The organism is Nocardia sp. NPDC004718 (genome assembly GCF_053601535.1).
The window spans coordinates 141420-157458 of sequence record NZ_JBSGCA010000008.1 but is presented as its reverse complement, the minus strand read 5'-3'; the positions used below and the strand labels follow the sequence as shown (position 1 = coordinate 157458).

At 66.4% G+C, this 16039-nt stretch carries 11 protein-coding genes, 1 tRNA gene and 1 pseudogene; 11 read left to right on the top strand and 2 right to left on the bottom strand.

Annotation, left to right across the window (positions count from 1 at the left end; translation table 11 throughout):
* Positions 1–264 precede the first annotated feature (264 nt).
* Complete coding sequence (locus ACWEH3_RS09060; RefSeq protein ID WP_450018064.1) at positions 265–2649, bottom strand: DEAD/DEAH box helicase; 2385 nt, start codon at positions 2647–2649, stop codon at positions 265–267.
* 436 nt (positions 2650–3085) lie between these two features.
* Here ACWEH3_RS09060 and ACWEH3_RS09055 point away from each other — a divergent pair, with 436 nt between their 5' ends.
* The 5 genes from ACWEH3_RS09055 (at position 3086) to ACWEH3_RS09035 (ending at position 8674) form a co-directional block, all read left to right on the top strand.
* Entirely contained in the window at positions 3086–3292 is a 207-nt protein-coding gene (locus tag ACWEH3_RS09055; protein ID WP_011206895.1) for a cold-shock protein, read from the top strand.
* A 374-nt stretch (positions 3293–3666) separates the two neighbouring features.
* A complete protein-coding gene (gene topA / locus ACWEH3_RS09050; RefSeq protein WP_450018182.1) occupies positions 3667–6513 on the top strand; it encodes a type I DNA topoisomerase in 2847 nt (948 codons plus the stop codon).
* 37 nt (positions 6514–6550) lie between these two features.
* Positions 6551–7057 (top strand): mycothiol transferase, encoded by a 507-nt coding sequence (locus ACWEH3_RS09045; RefSeq protein WP_450018066.1) that lies wholly within the window; start codon positions 6551–6553, stop codon positions 7055–7057.
* A gap of 272 nt (positions 7058–7329) precedes the next feature.
* Complete coding sequence (locus tag ACWEH3_RS09040) at positions 7330–8535, top strand: DNA polymerase III subunit delta' (protein ID WP_450018184.1); 1206 nt, start codon at positions 7330–7332, stop codon at positions 8533–8535.
* Between the two features lie 63 nt (positions 8536–8598).
* Positions 8599–8674, top strand: a tRNA-Thr gene (locus ACWEH3_RS09035).
* A gap of 175 nt (positions 8675–8849) precedes the next feature.
* On the opposite strand, the pseudogene ACWEH3_RS09030 reads toward ACWEH3_RS09035, so the two are convergent.
* Positions 8850–9041 (bottom strand): annotated as a pseudogene (locus ACWEH3_RS09030) (cytochrome P450); the annotation flags it as partial.
* Here ACWEH3_RS09030 and ACWEH3_RS09025 point away from each other — a divergent pair.
* The 6 genes from ACWEH3_RS09025 (at position 8994) to ACWEH3_RS09000 (ending at position 15989) form a co-directional block, all read left to right on the top strand.
* A complete protein-coding gene (locus ACWEH3_RS09025; protein ID WP_450018068.1) occupies positions 8994–9143 on the top strand; it encodes a hypothetical protein in 150 nt (49 codons plus the stop codon). The pseudogene ACWEH3_RS09030 and the gene ACWEH3_RS09025 sit on opposite strands and share 48 nt — an antisense overlap.
* A gap of 153 nt (positions 9144–9296) precedes the next feature.
* Positions 9297–9854: a hypothetical protein gene (locus ACWEH3_RS09020; protein ID WP_450018070.1), complete on the top strand. Its 558-nt coding sequence runs from the start codon at positions 9297–9299 to the stop codon at positions 9852–9854.
* Between the two features lie 314 nt (positions 9855–10168).
* A complete protein-coding gene (locus ACWEH3_RS09015) occupies positions 10169–11803 on the top strand; it encodes a GMC oxidoreductase (protein ID WP_450018072.1) in 1635 nt (544 codons plus the stop codon).
* An 85-nt stretch (positions 11804–11888) separates the two neighbouring features.
* Positions 11889–12758, top strand: a complete 870-nt coding sequence (locus ACWEH3_RS09010; protein ID WP_450018074.1) for an SDR family NAD(P)-dependent oxidoreductase — start codon at positions 11889–11891, stop codon at positions 12756–12758.
* A gap of 239 nt (positions 12759–12997) precedes the next feature.
* Positions 12998–14050 carry a small ribosomal subunit Rsm22 family protein gene (locus tag ACWEH3_RS09005; RefSeq protein ID WP_452358292.1) on the top strand — a complete coding sequence of 351 codons (1053 nt, stop codon included), beginning with the start codon at positions 12998–13000 and terminating at the stop codon, positions 14048–14050.
* A gap of 358 nt (positions 14051–14408) precedes the next feature.
* Positions 14409–15989: an MFS transporter gene (locus ACWEH3_RS09000; RefSeq protein WP_450018078.1), complete on the top strand. Its 1581-nt coding sequence runs from the start codon at positions 14409–14411 to the stop codon at positions 15987–15989.
* Positions 15990–16039 lie beyond the last annotated feature (50 nt).

Genomic DNA, 16039 nt, shown 5'->3' with positions numbered 1-16039 from the left:
GTCGCTTCCAGTGGCGGAAATCGGAAACTTAACTGGCAGGTTTAAAAGCGGACTCAGGGAAATGCCCGTGTGGACCCGGGATATCTAAAAGGGTGGAATGCGCATGTCGACAAACGATGAAGTGGCAATAGTCTAGTTAACATGAATCTATTCCTCTTTATTCGGCAGGGGTGAAGCGGCGTCATTCCACTGGGAGTTCTCCCAGCCCTCCCAGCGTGCGCGCTGGCAAGGTCGACAATTGGTCACATGTCCGGCTCTGCGCTGTCACGAATCGAGCGGCGCGTCCGCACCAGCGGACAGTTCGGCGAGTACGGCGGTGAGCAGGCGCGCCGCTGCCGCCTTGTCCAGTGGGTGGTTCCCGTTGCCGCACTTGGGTGATTGGACGCAGGAGGGGCAGCCCGCCGCGCAGCCGCACGACTCGATGGCCGACAAGGTCGCCGTAAGCCACTGGCGCAGTTGGGCGAACCCGCGCTCGGCGAATCCCGCCCCGCCGGCTTGGCCGTCGTAGACGAAGACGGTGGGCAGTCCGGTATCCGGGTGCTCGGCGGTGGAGACACCGCCGATGTCCCACCGGTCGCAGGTCGCCACCAGGGGCAACAGCCCGATCGCCGCGTGCTCGGCCGCGTGCAGCGCCCCCGGGACGTCCTGGGGCGCGATCCCCGCCAGCGCCAGCAATTCCGGTGTCACCGTGTACATGACCGCCCTGGTCGGCAGCGTCTGCGGCGGCAGGTCGAGTTCGACCAGGTCGAGCACTTCGCCGGTGATCAGTGTGCGCAGATAGCCGATCACCTGGCTGGTGACCCGCACCCGGGCCAGGCCGGCCGTCACGTGACCGTGGGCACGGTGCTCGGTCACCGCGTCGATGACGATCGAGGTCACCTGGCGCGCGCTGGTGGTCCACCCGGGCTCGGCGGCGTGCACAAAGGCCACGCCGTCATCGAGATCCAGCTCGTCGACTACATAGGTCTCGCCCTGGTGCAGGTGCACGGCGCCCGGGTGCAGCGTCGCCCTGGCCCGCCCCGCATCGGCGGTGCCGAGCAGCCTGCCGGTCTCGCCATCCACGATGGCCACCGGTGCGCCGATTCCACCCCGGACGTCCACCGCGTCGTGCGGCTGCGTCTCCGCGGTCACGTACCAGCGCGCGCGATCTCCCGTTCCACGCCGCCTGATCAGTCCTTTCACGGTCAGCTCGGCCAGCACTTCACGGGCGCCCAGTTCGTCCACCTCGGCGTCGGTGAGCGGCAACTCCAGCGCGGCGCACAGTAGTTGCGGACCCAGCACATAGGGGTTGCGCGGGTCGGTGATGGTGGCCTCGACGGGCTTGCCGAGCAGCGCTTCGGGGTGATGGACCAGGTAGGTGTCCAATGGATCGTCCCGCGCCACGAGCAGCACCAGTGACCCCTGAGTGCGCCGTCCCGCCCGCCCGGCCTGCTGCCAGAACGACGCGACCGTTCCGGGAAAACCCGAGATGACCACGGCATCCAGTCCCGCGATGTCGACGCCGAGTTCCAGTGCGCTGGTCGTCGCGGCGCCGAGCAGCGATCCGTCCGACAAAGCGGCTTCCAGCTCACGCCGATCCTCCGCGAGATAACCCGCCCGGTAGGACGCCACGCGTGCGGCGAGGTCCGGATCGACCTCGCCCAAAAGCCTTTTGGCATCCATCGCGGTCAGCTCCGCGGCTCGGCGGGAGCGCACGAAAGTCAAGGTACGCGCGCCTTCGGCCACCAGATCCGCCATGATCCGCGCCGCCTCCGCGGTGGCGGACCTGCGCACCGGCGCACCGTTCTCGCCGGTCACGGCGGTGAGCAGCGGTGGCTCCCAGAGCGCGATAGTCCGCGGTCCTTGCGGCGATCCGTCCCGAGTGACCGCGGTGCACGGCGCGCCGATCAGGCGCGACGCGGCCTCCGCCGGTTCGGCTGAGGTCGCCGAGCAGAGCACGAACACGGGGTCGGCGCCGTATCGTGCGGCGATCCGCCGCAGCCTCCGCAACACCAGCGCGACGTGCGAGCCGAAAACACCACGGTAGGCGTGGCATTCGTCGACCACCACGTAACGCAGCCTGCGCAGCACCCGCGCCCAGCGCTGGTGCGATCGAAGTATGCCGAGGTGGAGCATGTCCGGATTGGTGAAGATCCAGCGCGCGTTGGCCCGTACCCACTGCCGGATCTCGGCAGGCGTATCGCCGTCGTAAGTGGCCGGATGTATATCGCGCAACGGACCTTCGTGGGTGAGCTCGCCGACCGCGCGCAGCTGATCGGCGCCGAGCGCCTTCGTCGGCGACAGATACAACGCGGTGGCCTTCGGATCGGCTTGCAACGTCGTGAGCACCGGAAGCTGATAGCCGAGCGATTTGCCCGAGGCGGTCCCGGTGCTCACGACGACGTGCCGTCCGTGGAACGCCTGCTCCGCGGTGTCCACCTGGTGCCGCCATGGCGCCGCCGCGCCCGTCTCACGCAATGCCGCAATCACTTCCGGCGATGCCCAGACGGGCCATTCGGAGTGTTCGGCGGCTCGCGCGGGCAACTCGGCCACATGCGTGAGCCTGGGGTCGCCATCGAGGCCTCCGGCTAGGACACGATTCAGCAACGATGTCCCGTAGCCGAGCTCGGTTCCCGGCCGTCCGCGCAGCGCGAAGTCGGGCGGATTCACGATCGGAACCCCGCAACACGCTCGGGGAGTGTGAAACGTGTGTGTCCGGGAACCTCCACCTGCCTTTTCGATACCAAATAGCGACCTGGGTCACAGCTTCTTTGCTGAACGTCGACTCGGTTATCACCAGGCAAACGAACCCCAAGTCTGGATTCCGCCATTGTGTCCCTTACCTGCGCATTCGCAAGATCAACTTTTTTGCAAATTGTCGGTAACTCGACTGTTGAATTGCCCGAAGACATGGTTCACTGGTTCCTGGTCGCAAGCTTCTGTGTTCGAGGGACGGATCCAAAGTCCAAACCGTCAGCAGGATCGATGTTGCGAACGGTGTGCTTGGTGCTTTCCTGCAGGGGGAACCAACAGTACAGCGGTCGGAACGGACCCGGTGGACGAACCCAGTTGTCCGCCGTTCCGGTAAGAAAAGAGAAGGAACAGAATGGCACAGGGAACTGTGAAGTGGTTCAACGCGGAGAAGGGGTTCGGCTTCATCGCGCCGGAGGACGGCTCCGCTGACGTCTTCGTCCACTACTCCGAGATCCAGGGTTCGGGTTTCCGCACCCTCGAGGAGAACCAGAAGGTCGAGTTCGAGGTCGGCCAGGGCACCAAGGGCCCGCAGGCCACCGGAGTGCGTGCGCTCAGCTGAGCGGCGCAAGGATCCACAGCTCGTCCCTCACCACCGGCAACGGGGTGAGGGACGAGCTATATCTGGGGTAGTCACGGCTCGCGTGCGCCGGCGGAACGGTCCGCCGAGCATGCCGCGGCGCAGGTGTGGCGAAACGGCAAGGCATACTGATTCGAACTCACGGGCGTACGCTCGGTGGTTCGAGTCGCAAGCACTCGACCACACGCGGCGTCACGGTATAAACGTGTCTGGTGCGATGTTCAGCCGTCGCAGCCGCTCACCCCAGCCGCGCGCAGCGGAAAAGACGCAGCGCGGGTCGATCAGGAAAGGTGTATTCGCCGGTGGCAACACGAGACCTCGGTGCAGCCGACCAGGGTCGTCCCCTGCGTCGTCTCGTGATCGTCGAGTCCCCGACCAAGGCCCGCAAGATCGCGCCGTACCTCGGTCGTAACTACACGGTCGAGGCGTCGGTCGGCCATATCCGGGATCTGCCGCGTGGTGCGGCCGATGTCCCGGCCAAGTACAAGGGCCAGTCCTGGGCGCGTCTCGGCGTGGACGTCGACAACGACTTCGAACCCATCTACGTCGTGAGCCCGGACAAGAAGGCCAAGGTCACCGAGCTCAAGAGTCTGCTGAAGGACGCCGACGAGCTCTACCTGGCCACCGACCCCGACCGCGAGGGCGAGGCGATCGCCTGGCACCTGCTGGAGACGCTCAAACCCAAGGTGCCGGTCCGGCGGATGGTGTTCCACGAGATCACCGAGCCCGCCATCCAGGCCGCCGCCGCGGACACCCGTGACCTCGACAACGATCTGGTGGACGCCCAGGAGACCCGCCGCATCCTGGACCGGCTCTACGGCTACGAGGTCAGTCCCGTGCTGTGGAAGAAGGTCATGCCGCGGCTGTCGGCCGGTCGCGTGCAGTCGGTAGCCACCCGGGTGATCGTGCAGCGCGAACGCGAGCGGATGTCGTTCCGTTCGGCCGAGTACTGGGACATCGCCGCCAAGCTCGACGCGGGCAACGGCGAGGCGAGCGACGCCACCAACCCGAGAACCTTCGGCGCGCGACTGGTCACCGTCGACGGCGCACGGGTCGCCACCGGCCGGGATTTCGGATCGGACGGACGGCTCAAGTCCACCAACGGCGTCGTCGTGCTGGACGAGGGCTACGCGCGGCGGCTGGCCGAGGCGCTGGACGGCGCCGACCTGGTGGTCTCCTCGGCGGAGGCCAAGCCGTACACCCGCAAGCCCTATCCGCCGTTCATGACCTCGACGTTGCAGCAGGAGGCGGGGCGCAAACTCCGGTTCACCTCCGAGCGGACCATGCGGGTGGCGCAGCGACTGTACGAGAACGGCTACATCACCTATATGCGCACCGACTCGACGACGCTGTCGGAGTCGGCCATCGCGGCGGCGCGCGCGCAGGCTACCCAGCTCTACGGCTCGGAGTACGTGCATCCGACCGCGCGGCAATACAACCGCAAGGTGAAGAACGCGCAAGAGGCGCACGAGGCCATCCGGCCAGCGGGCGACACCTTCGCCACGCCCGGCCAACTGCACGCGCGGTTGGACAACGACGAGTTCCGCCTCTACGAACTCATCTGGCAGCGCACGGTCGCCTCCCAGATGGCCGACGCCAGGGGCACCACGCTGACGTTGCGCATCACCGGCGTCGCGGGCACCGGCGAAGAGTGCGTGTTCTCCGCTTCCGGCCGCACCATCACGTTCCCCGGCTTCCTGAAGGCCTATGTGGAGAGCGTCGACGAGGAGGCGGGCGGCCAGTCCGACGACGCCGAGTCCAGGCTGCCCGCGCTCGAGGAAGGCCAGGCGGTCACCGCGGTCGAGCTGAATCCCGACGGGCACAGCACGAATCCGCCCGCGCGCTACACCGAGGCGTCGCTGATCAAGACGCTCGAAGAGCTCGGCATCGGCCGCCCGTCGACGTATTCGTCGATCATCAAGACGATCCTCGACCGCGGCTACGTCTACAAGCGCGGCAGCGCGCTGGTGCCGTCGTGGGTGGCGTTCGCGGTGATCGGCCTGCTCGAAGAGCATTTCGGCCGACTGGTCGATTTCGACTTCACCGCCGCCATGGAGGACGACCTCGACGCCATCGCCGGTGGCCGCGAGCAGCGCGGAAACTGGCTGTCCAGCTTCTACTTCGGCGGCGATCACGGCGTGGAGGGCTCGGTCGCGCGGTCCGGCGGTCTGAAGAAGATGGTGGGGGAGCGGCTCGATGACATCGACGCCCGCGAGATCAACTCCATCAAGCTGTTCAGCGATGCCGCCGATCGAGACGTCGTCGTCCGGGTCGGCAAGTATGGGCCCTATTTGGAGCGGATGGTCACCGATCCCGATGACCCCGAAGGCAATGCGGTGTCTCAGCGGGCCAATCTCCCCGACGATCTCCCGCCGGACGAGCTGACCCCTGAGGTCGCCGAGAAGCTGTTCGCCACTCCGCAGGAAGGCCGTTCGCTCGGCGTCGATCCCGAGTCGGGGCACGAAATCGTCGCCAAGGAAGGACGTTTCGGTCCGTACGTCACCGAGGTCCTGCCCGAACCGCAGGCCGACGAGGGACAAGAGCCCGCCAAGAAGACCGCGAAGAAGGCCGCGGCGCCCAAGCCGCGCACCGGTTCGCTGTTCAAGTCCATGGATTTGGCCACCATCACACTCGACGACGCGCTGAAGTTGCTGTCGTTGCCGCGTGTGGTCGGCACCGACCCGGCCAGCGGCGAGGAAATCACCGCGCAGAACGGGCGTTACGGGCCGTACCTGAAGAAGGGCACCGACTCGCGTTCGCTGAACACCGAGGATCAGATCTTCACCGTCACGCTGGACGAGGCGCTGAAGATCTACTCCGAGCCGAAGCGCCGTGGACGGCAGGCATCGAGCGCCGCTCCGCTGCGGGAACTCGGAAACGACTCCGCCACCGGCAAGCCGATGGTGATCAAGGACGGCCGCTTCGGCCCGTACGTCACCGACGGCGAGACCAACGCGACACTGCGCAAGGGTGACGAGATCGAATCGATCACCCCGGAGCGGGCGATGGAACTGCTCGCCGACCGGCGTGCGCGCGGACCGGTGAAGAAGACCGCCAAGAAGACCGCGGCGAAGAAGGCGCCCGCCAAGAAGACCGCGGCGAAGAAGACCGCCGCCAAGAAGGCGACCACCACCAAGACGGTGGCCAAGAAGACCACGGCGCAGAAGGCGGCGGCGAAGAAGACCGGCGTCGGGAAGTCGTGAGTTCCCGGCTCGTGGCCACAGCCGTAGCCTGAGCGCCATGAGTACCGAACAGGAGCGCGAGGATCTGATCGCGATGCTCGCCGACCAGCGCGAGCTTTTCCGGATCACGCTGCGCGGCATCGATGACGAGCAGGCGCGGCGGCGGACCACGGTCAGCGAGCTGACCCTCGGCGGGCTGTTGCACCACTTGGTCAGCTGCGAACGTCATTGGACCTCGGTGATCGTGCGACGGGACGAGAACGCGGAGCTGGATGTCTCGAAGTTCGGCGGCGAGTACGTCATGGCGGAGGAGGAGACCGTGACCGGCCTGCTGGCCGGCTGGGACGAGGTGGCGGCGGAGACGGCCGAGCTGATCCGTTCGGTGGACAGTCTCGACACCTCGATTCCCACGCCGACGGCGCCGTGGGCTCCGGAGCGGATCTGGCAGTCGGTGCGCTACACGGTGCTGCACATCTTGCGGGAGATCGCGCATCACTCCGGGCACGCCGACATCATCCGGGAGGAGCTGGACGGGGCGAACAGTACGCAGCAGCGCGCCTCCTAGTTCCGAACAGGGCTTGCGGCCGCATGGGCTGACAAGATCCATAGCGGTCCGACTCAGCCGACTCCCGCCGAGCGGCGTGTGCACGGCTCAGCCAGACAGCGTGTGACCGGCCGAGCGGTGCGTGGCGAAGTCGGGTGGTGTGGGCCCGCCGGGCGTGCGCGGGTGAGCCGGACGGTGTGTCCGGGTCTTGTGTATGTGGGTCGTCGATGGTGGCGAGCGTGGTGTCCGAGACCGTCCGGGATCTGTCGGGAGGGGCGGCTAGGGTGTACGACGTGGCGGGAGTCTTCGATCGGTTGGTCGGCCAGGAGGCGGTCGAGTCCGAGTTGACGGCTGCCGCGGTCGCCGCGCGCGGGGGCGTGATCGAGGGTGCGATGACGCACTCCTGGTTGTTCACCGGCCCGCCCGGATCGGGCAGATCCGTTGCCGCGCTGTGTTTCGCGGCGGCGCTGCAGTGCACGGATCCGGCGATGCCCGGGTGCGGTAGGTGTCACGCCTGCACCACGACCATGGCGGGCACGCACGGCGACGTTCGCCGGGTGGTGCCGGAGGGACTGAGCATCAGCACCAAGGAGATGCGCGAGATCGTGCAGGTGGCCTCGCGCAGGCCCAGCACGGGGCGCTGGCAGGTGGTGGTCATCGAGGATGCCGACCGCTTGACCGAGGCGGCGGGCAACGTGCTGCTCAAGGTCGTCGAGGAGCCGCCGGACCGGACGGTGTTCCTGCTCTGTGCGCCCTCGGTGGACCCGGAGGACATCTCGATCACGTTGCGTTCCCGCTGCCGCCACGTGCATCTGGTGACGCCATCGGTGCCCGCCATCGCGCGAGTGCTCCGCGAGCGCGACAACCTCGATGAGAAGACCGCTACCTGGGCCGCTTCCATCAGCGGCGGACATGTCGGCCGTGCCCGCAGGCTCGCCACCGACGAGGAGGCACGCGCCCGCCGTCAGCGTGCCTTGGCTCTGGTCACCGCGTCCGGGAAGCCCGGTGCGGCCTACGCCGCCGCCGACGAACTGGTGCGCGCGGCCGACGACGAGGCCAAGCAGATGAGCGCGGCCCGCGACGAACGCGAGCGCGAGGAACTCGCGACCGCGCTGGGCGCGGGCGGCACCGGCAAGGGCGCGGCGAGCGCCACCCGCGGTTCCGCGGGCGTGCTCAAGGACCTCGAGCGGCGGCAGAAGTCCCGCGCGACCCGCACCGGCCGCGACGCCCTCGATCGTGCCCTTATCGACGTCGCGGGCGTCTATCGGGACGCACTGGCCGTGCGGTTCGGGGCCACCCGGCTCGGCTCCGGCGTCGCGCTCACCCACCCCGACCTGTCCGACGAGATCCACGATCTGGCCGACCGCGTGCGCCCGGAGGGCCTGCTGAAGTCCATCGAGGCCGTTCTGGCCTGCCGCACCGCGCTCGACCAGAACGTCAAACCCCGTTTCGCCCTCGCGGCCATGGCCGCCGCCCTCATCGCAGCCCGCGCGCAGTGACCGTGACCACCCGTTTTCGCGATCGGGCCCGCGAGACGATAGACTTCCCTGGCCGAAAGGCACGCCGCCTTAGCTCAGTCGGTAGAGCGCTTCACTCGTAATGAAAAGGTCGGGGGTTCGATTCCCCCAGGCGGCTCCACTTTTCCGGGTTTACGCCTCGGCTGGTCGGCAGTCAGCTTGACGGGCATGGAGCGGTAGGCGTGCAGATTTCGCAGGGGATGGGGGATCGGCGGGCCGTCCAGGCTCAAATTCGGGTACCGATCGAAGAGGGTCCGCAGTGCGACGGCGCCTTCCAGCCGCGCCAACCTGGCTCCCAGGCAGCCGTGGATCCCGCTGCCGAACGCGAGATGTTCCGCGGCGTTGTCCCTGGTCACATCGAATAGGTGGGGAGCGGGGAAGACCGCGGGATCGTTGTTGGCGCCCGCCAAGGACAGCAGGACCAGGGACCCTGACTTGATGTGCTGATCAGCGATCTCGACGTCACAGTTCGCGACCCGGCCGGTCATTCGCACGGGACCGTCGTAGCGCAGGATCTCCTCGACCGCGTTCGGCCACAGATCCGGCTGGGCGGCCAGCAGTTCCAGCTGGTCCGGGTGGTCAATCAGTAGGACGATTCCGTTGCCGAGCATGTTCACTGTCGTCAAGAAGCCGGCGTCCAGCAGCAGCGCCGCATTCGCCACCTGCTCGCGGCGGGTGAGCTCGCGATCTGTCGCCAGCATGCTGAGTACGTCGTCGTTCGGTTCGGCGGCGAGCTCGTCGAAGTGCTGGTCGAAGTACTGCTTGACCTCGCCCAGGTCTTCGATGGCGTGGCGGTAGGTGGTCCAGCTCAGGCCTCGTTCGAGCAGTGGCGCACCGGTGCCTCCCCATTTCAACAGGGTCGAATGCATGTCGGCGGGCAACCCGAGGATCTCGGCGATGATCGTGACCGGCAGCTGTTCGGAGAAGTCGCTGATCAGATCGGGGCGAGGCTTCGATTCCAGGCGTTCGAGCAGGTCGTTGGTGGCTTCGGCGATTCGATCCTCCAGCGTGGCGATCGCCTTCGGACCGAATGTTTGCCGGACCATGCGCCGGTACCGCGTGTGATCCGGCGGATCGGCCACCAGCATCGATGGCGGCTCTCCGATGTTGGGAAGTCCCAGATCCGTCTTGGCCAGCATCCAGCGGATCGGCTTGGGCAGGGCTGGATGGAACGGGGTGACCACACCGAAGCGCCGGTCTCGCAAGATGAGTCGGCACAGTTCGTAGTCTGCCGTCACGTGTACGCCCGACATCCCAGGAATTCGGCCGCGCCGCCGGATCTCCTCGATATACGGCGATGAGCCGAGCAAGCGATCCTGGCCGACAGCGATTTGCCCGAGCGGGTCACCCCGGTGTGCGGCCCATCGGAGATAGGTCCGTAACAGGCCATGAGTCAGTAGCCACCGAATCCAGGCGCGAGTCAACATCGCCGCCTCCTCACTCCCGACCCACTCCTCATGATAAAGAGTAGCTATTACATTGCTGAACTATTAGCGTTAACGTTTGTCGCCGACAGGGCGGTGCCGATGAGCTGGGCCAGGAAGGTACTACGCATGGTCGTCCATGCGGGTGCTGAAGTGTTGTAGAGCGACGTTCGGATCGAACGAGGGGCACGATGGACCGGCGTGGTTTCGTCAAGAGTGCCGGCTTGGCCGCGACGATGCTCGGTGTCGCCGGTGCGAGCACGGCCGCGTCCGCGGCGTGGGCCGACGATTTCAGCCCGAGCCCGAGAACGTCGATGTACCGCATGTTGGTGCCGGAGATCTTCGCGCCGCTGCCGGATCCAGCCGATCATGTGCCCGCGATCGTCATCGGATCGGGATTCGGGGCGTCGGTCACCGCGCTGCGTCTGGCGCAGTCGGGGATCGAGGTCGCGGTGCTCGAGCGCGGGTCGCGATGGCCGAATGATCCGTGGCGTGACATCTTCGCCACCGACACGATTCCGGACGGCCGCGGCTTCTGGCATCGAACGACCTTTAACGGGGTGAACCGGATTCCGTTGCAGATCGATCCGTTCGGCGGGGTCCTCGATGTCACGAATTACCCGGGCATCGACGTGTGGCGCGGTGCGTGTGTGGGCGGTGGCTCGGTGGTGTTCACCGGGGTGATGATCGAGCCGGAGCAGCGGTTCTTCGACCATGTGTTCCGCGGCGTGGTCGATTTTCGCGAGATGCACGACGTCTATTACCCCAAGGTCCGGGAAATATTGCGGCCCAGCGTGATACCCGACGACATCTACAACTCTTTCGCGTTCGTGCACTCGCGTGCCTGGGACGAACAGGTCCGCGCGGCCGGCTATACGCCGCAACGAATCGACGGCACCTGGAATTGGGATGTCATCCGCGCCGAACTGGCCGGGCGATCGAGGCCGTCCGCGACGGTCGGCTGCTCGAACCTGGGCAACTCCAACGGCGCGAAATTCGATCTGAACCAGAATTACCTGCGCTACGCCGAGGGCACCGGCCGTGCCCGGATCTACCCCGGCCATCGCGTGGATGCCATCGCCGAGGAACCGGGAGCGTCGGGTCGCTATAGCGTCGCCGTGACCAAACTCGACCCGACCGGTGAAGTGCTCCGCACCCGGACGCTGACCTGCGACATGCTGTTCCTGGCCGCGGGCTCCATCGGCACCTCCGAACTGCTGGTGCGTGCGCGGGAAACCGGCGCGTTGCCGAACCTGAACGAGCACGTCGGCGAAGGCTGGGGCAGCAACGGCGATGTCGCCTTGGCGCGGCCGCTCAGCACGCTCGAGGTGGGCACGCAGGGCACACCGTCGGCGAGCCGGATTCTCGACGAGGCGGGCACACCCGTGTCGCTGGAGAACTGGTACATCCCCGGCACGACGCCCTTCGACACCACCCTTCTCGCATCGTTGGGCATCGTGCTCGACGACACCCGCGGCCGGTTCGTCTGCGACCCGGCCGACGGGCGCGTGGATCTGCGGTGGCCGGCCGACGGCGCTGCCGGCTATCTCGCGCGAGCGAGGGAAGTCAACAACAACGCGGCCTGCAACTGTCAGCCCATCTCTCGCCCCGCCTTCGACGCGGACGCCTCGTTCACCTCCCATCCGTTGGGCGGAGCAGTGATCGGCCGCGCAACGGACGGATACGGCCGGGTGCGTGGCTATCGGAACCTGTACGTGATGGACGGAGCAGCTGTGCCGGGTAGCACCGGAACAGTGAATCCTTCATTGACGATCAGCGCGCTGGCGGAGCGCAATATCGAACAGATCATTCGTTCCGGGGGGTAGTGGGCGAGCGCGCCTATCGACGCCGACCCGGGTCGAGTTCGCCACGATACGTGAGTTCTCGGATCAGCCCTTATACAGTCGAGCTGTGAACGAGACTCCGGCCACGAACAGTGGACGGTCACTCGCCGAACGGCTGGCGATCCGGTTGCTGTATCCGACAGCCCGGCCCACCGAGGAAGCACTGCGGGCGGCTGTCGCCGGCAAGGTGGTGCTGGTGACCGGGGCCTCGCACGGTATCGGCAAGGCCAGTGCGCGGAAGCTGGCCGCGGCGGGGGCGGTGGTGCCGCTGGTGGCCCGGTCCCGCCCGGAACTGGAACAGCTGGCCGCCGACATCGCGGCCGACGGTGGCACGGCCCGCGCGTACACGACCGACCTGACGGACCTGGATGCCGTCGACCTGCTCGGCCGGACACTGCTGGCCGAGTATGGACACATAGATGCCGTGATCAGCAATGCGGGAAAGTCGATTCGGCGGCCCATCGCCGAGTCCTACGATCGTTTCCACGATTTCACCCGCACCATCGACATCAACTATCTCGGCCCGGTGCGGCTGCTGCTTACTCTGTTGCCCCATATGCGTGCACGCAAGCAGGGGCATATCGTGAATATCTCCACCTGGGGCGTGCTCCTGCCGCCGAGTCCACGCTGGTCGGCCTACATCGCCTCGAAAGCGGCCTTCGATGTCTGGCTGCGCAGCGTGGCCGCCGAAATCGCCTGCGACGATGTCACCACTACATCGATCTACATGCCCCTGGTCCACACCAGAATGAGCGCGCCCACCGACTTCAGCCGCACCCCCGGCCTGACCGTCGACGAAGCCTCCGACCTCGTCTCGCACGCTGTCACGGCCAAACCCCGCGACATCGCCCCGTGGTGGGCAATCCGGGTCCAAGCCTGGTCTGCCGTTCACCGCAACCAAGCCCAGCGCATTCTGGAACGTAGGTTCCGCCGCTGAACACCGGACCGGAGGTGCGGGCCGGGCCTCGGGTGCCACGAACGGGTTACCGAGATCTCGCCCTGGTCGCTGATCACTTCGACCAGCACATCCTTCGAGTGAAGGTACGTCCAGGCCTGAGCTACCTCCGCCCCAGGCGTGACGCACTGAAACGCGGTGAGTGTGCGGCGGGCCACCTCCAGTTCGTGGAACGCTGCCGCGCAGCGCCAGGAAAGTAGGGTCGGCACCGCAATGACAGAATGGCGGGCGGCCATTACAGACCAGAGGAGTTATCTCGGGTGGAACTGCCCGTCGAACTTGTCGAGGCCCTCGACCGGGCATGCGCGGGCGTTCCCCAGCGGCAGCTTGCCACCTCGGTCGACCGGCTGATCTCGCGCTACCGGGACCCGCGCCCGGCGGCGGCGCCGATTCTCGCTTCGACCGCCGACGTCACCGCCTACGCCGCTTATCGCATGCCCGCGACGTGGGCTGCTGTGCACAGTGCGCTCGAGCGGTTCGCCGAGCAGGCGCCCGGCTTTCGGCCCGAGACGCTGCTCGACGTCGGCGGGGGCACCGGTGCGGCGCTGTGGGCGGCGAGCGAACTGTTCCCTTCCTTGGCCGGGGCGACCGTACTGGATCAGGTGGACGAAGCACTCCAACTGGGGCGCAAGCTCGCGGCCGACGCCACCTCCGAGGCGATGCGCTCCGCCGTGTGGCGGCCGACCTCGTTCGCCGCTCAGGAAGCATTCGGCGGAGCGGACCTCGTCACGATTTCCTATGTGCTGAGCGAACTCTCCGAGGCAGACCAAGCCGATCTGGTGGCCCGGGCGGCCGATGGGGCGGAAGTAGTGGCCGTCATCGAGCCGGGAACTCCGGACGGCCATCGCAGGATCCTCACCGCCCGCGACGTCTTGATCGAAGCCGGTCTGACGGTCGTGGCCCCCTGCCCGCATCAGCAGATGTGCCCGCTCGCCGTCGGGACGGACTGGTGCCATTTCAGCACGCGAATCAACCGGACGTCCCTGCACCGGCGGTTGAAGGGCGGCGAACTCGGCCATGAAGACGAGAAGTTCTCCTATGTGATCGCCTCTCGGACCGCGCACGCCCCCGCCGCGGGTCGAATCCTGCGACATCCGCTCAAACGTAAGGGCCTGGTCACGCTGGAAGTCTGCACGGCCGACGACGGCGTGCGGCAAACCCTCGTCTCGAAGCGACAGGGCGAGGCGTACCGCGAGGCAAGGGACGTGGAATGGGGCGACGCCTGGCCCCCATCCCACCGCAGTCGCGATCAGTCCGCCGAGCCCGAAGATTGATCCCCGCCTGACCCGCCGCTCGGCAAGCTGTGCCGTGGGTCGCCTGCGGCCGGAACACGACGCCGGGGTTTATTGAGCCGCCAACTAGTGGCACAATTCACAACGATCCAATATTTACGTAAATCGGGCGTAACCGTGTTCCGCTCAGACCGTTGAGGAGCGACACCAGTGCAGATGTCGAGGCGCGATCCCGGCTCACGACCGCGCTGTGCTGGGGCTTCCGCGTTCCGGGCGTCGGTGCCGCCCATTGGTCGAGTTCGTGAGGGGGCGAGGTGATCCCTGTGTGGCGCTCGGTCGGGGGCTCGGCGCAGGCCCCTCGACGGTCCGGCCTTCTTCTGAAATCGAGGAGATCCGTCAAGTGCTGGAAACGCAAACCAAGGTCGTACGAAGTCTGGTTCCCGCTCGGATGGACCGGCTTCCGTGGACCAAGTTCCACTGGCTCATCGTCGTCGGGCTCGGGGTTTCCTGGGTCCTGGACGGAATCGAGATCCAGATCGTCAGCAGCATGGGTGGACCGCTGCAAGACGTCGAAACGCTGCATCTGACCTCCGGGCAGGTCGGCGCGATGGCCTCGTGGTACCTGGCCGGTCAGGTCGTCGGCGCACTCGTGTTCGGCAGGCTCACCGACCGGCTCGGTCGCAAGAAACTGTTCATCCTGACCCTGGCGATCTATCTGATCGGTAGTGGGTTGGCCGGTTTCTCATGGAACGCATGGTCGCTGTACTTGTTCCGCTTCATCGCGGGCACCGGAATCGGTGGCGAATACACGGCAATCAATTCGGCGATCGACGAGATCATGCCGTCCAGATATCGGGGCCGGGTCGACATCGCGATCAACGGCACCTACTGGGGTGGCGCGGCATTGGGGGCGGCGGCGAGCCTGATCCTGTTCAACGAGCAATTCATCCCGACCGGCTGGGGATGGCGGATCGGATTCTTCATCGGACCCGTCCTCGGGTTCATCATCATCTTCCTGCGCAGGCACATTCCGGAGAGCCCGCGCTGGCTGCTCACCCACGGGCGGGCCGAGGAAGCGGAGCGGACCGTCGACGAGATCGAAGGGCAGTTGCGAAGTCGGGGGATCGAGCTCCCCGCGGTCGACGAGAGCAAAGCCTTGGACATCGTGGACACCGATCGGCTCTCCTACCTGCGGATGGCCCGGATATTCTTCGGACGATACCCATCGCGTTCCTTTCTCGGATTCACGATGATGGCCACGCAGGCTTTTCTCTACAATGCCATCTTCTTCACCGTCGGCCTGGTGCTGATCAATTTCTACAACGTGCCGGCCGATCACACGGGTTATTATTTCTTCCCGTTCGCGGTCGGTAATCTGATCGGCCCACTGGTACTCGGCCCGCTCTTCGACAGTATCGGCCGCCGGAAGATGATCTGTGCCACGTATGTGGGCTCCGGTTTGTTGCTCTTCGTTTCCGCATGGGCATTCAATGCGGGCATTCTCAACGCCACCACCCAGACCATCTTCTGGTGTGTCATCTTCTTCTTCGCCTCGGCGGGGGCGTCGTCTGCTTATCTCACGGTCAGCGAGATCTTCCCGCTGGAACTGCGTGGTCAGGCCATCTCGTTCTTCTTCGCCATCGCACAGGGCGCGGGCGGGGTCGTCGCGCCGTTCCTCTTCGGGCATCTGGTCGGCGGCGCGGACAACCCGAACCCCGACCGGTTCCCGCTCACGGTCGGGTACCTCATCGGCGCCGGGTTCATGATCTTCGGCGGCCTGGTCGCCTGGTTCTTCGGAGTGAACGCCGAGGGGCAGTCCTTGGAGGACATCGCGGACCCGCTGTCCGTGGCGAAACCAACAGCGACTGCTCAAGGGGTGGCCGTCGACGGTCGACATGAGGAGCCAGCCGAACGAGATCCGCTGATCAGCGAGCCGATATCTGGCGGCCCATCAGTTGTCGACTCGATGAAGGGCGACTAGCGACATGGTGCAGCCAACTCCTTGGCGAGCGAGTCGAGACCGGCAGCAAC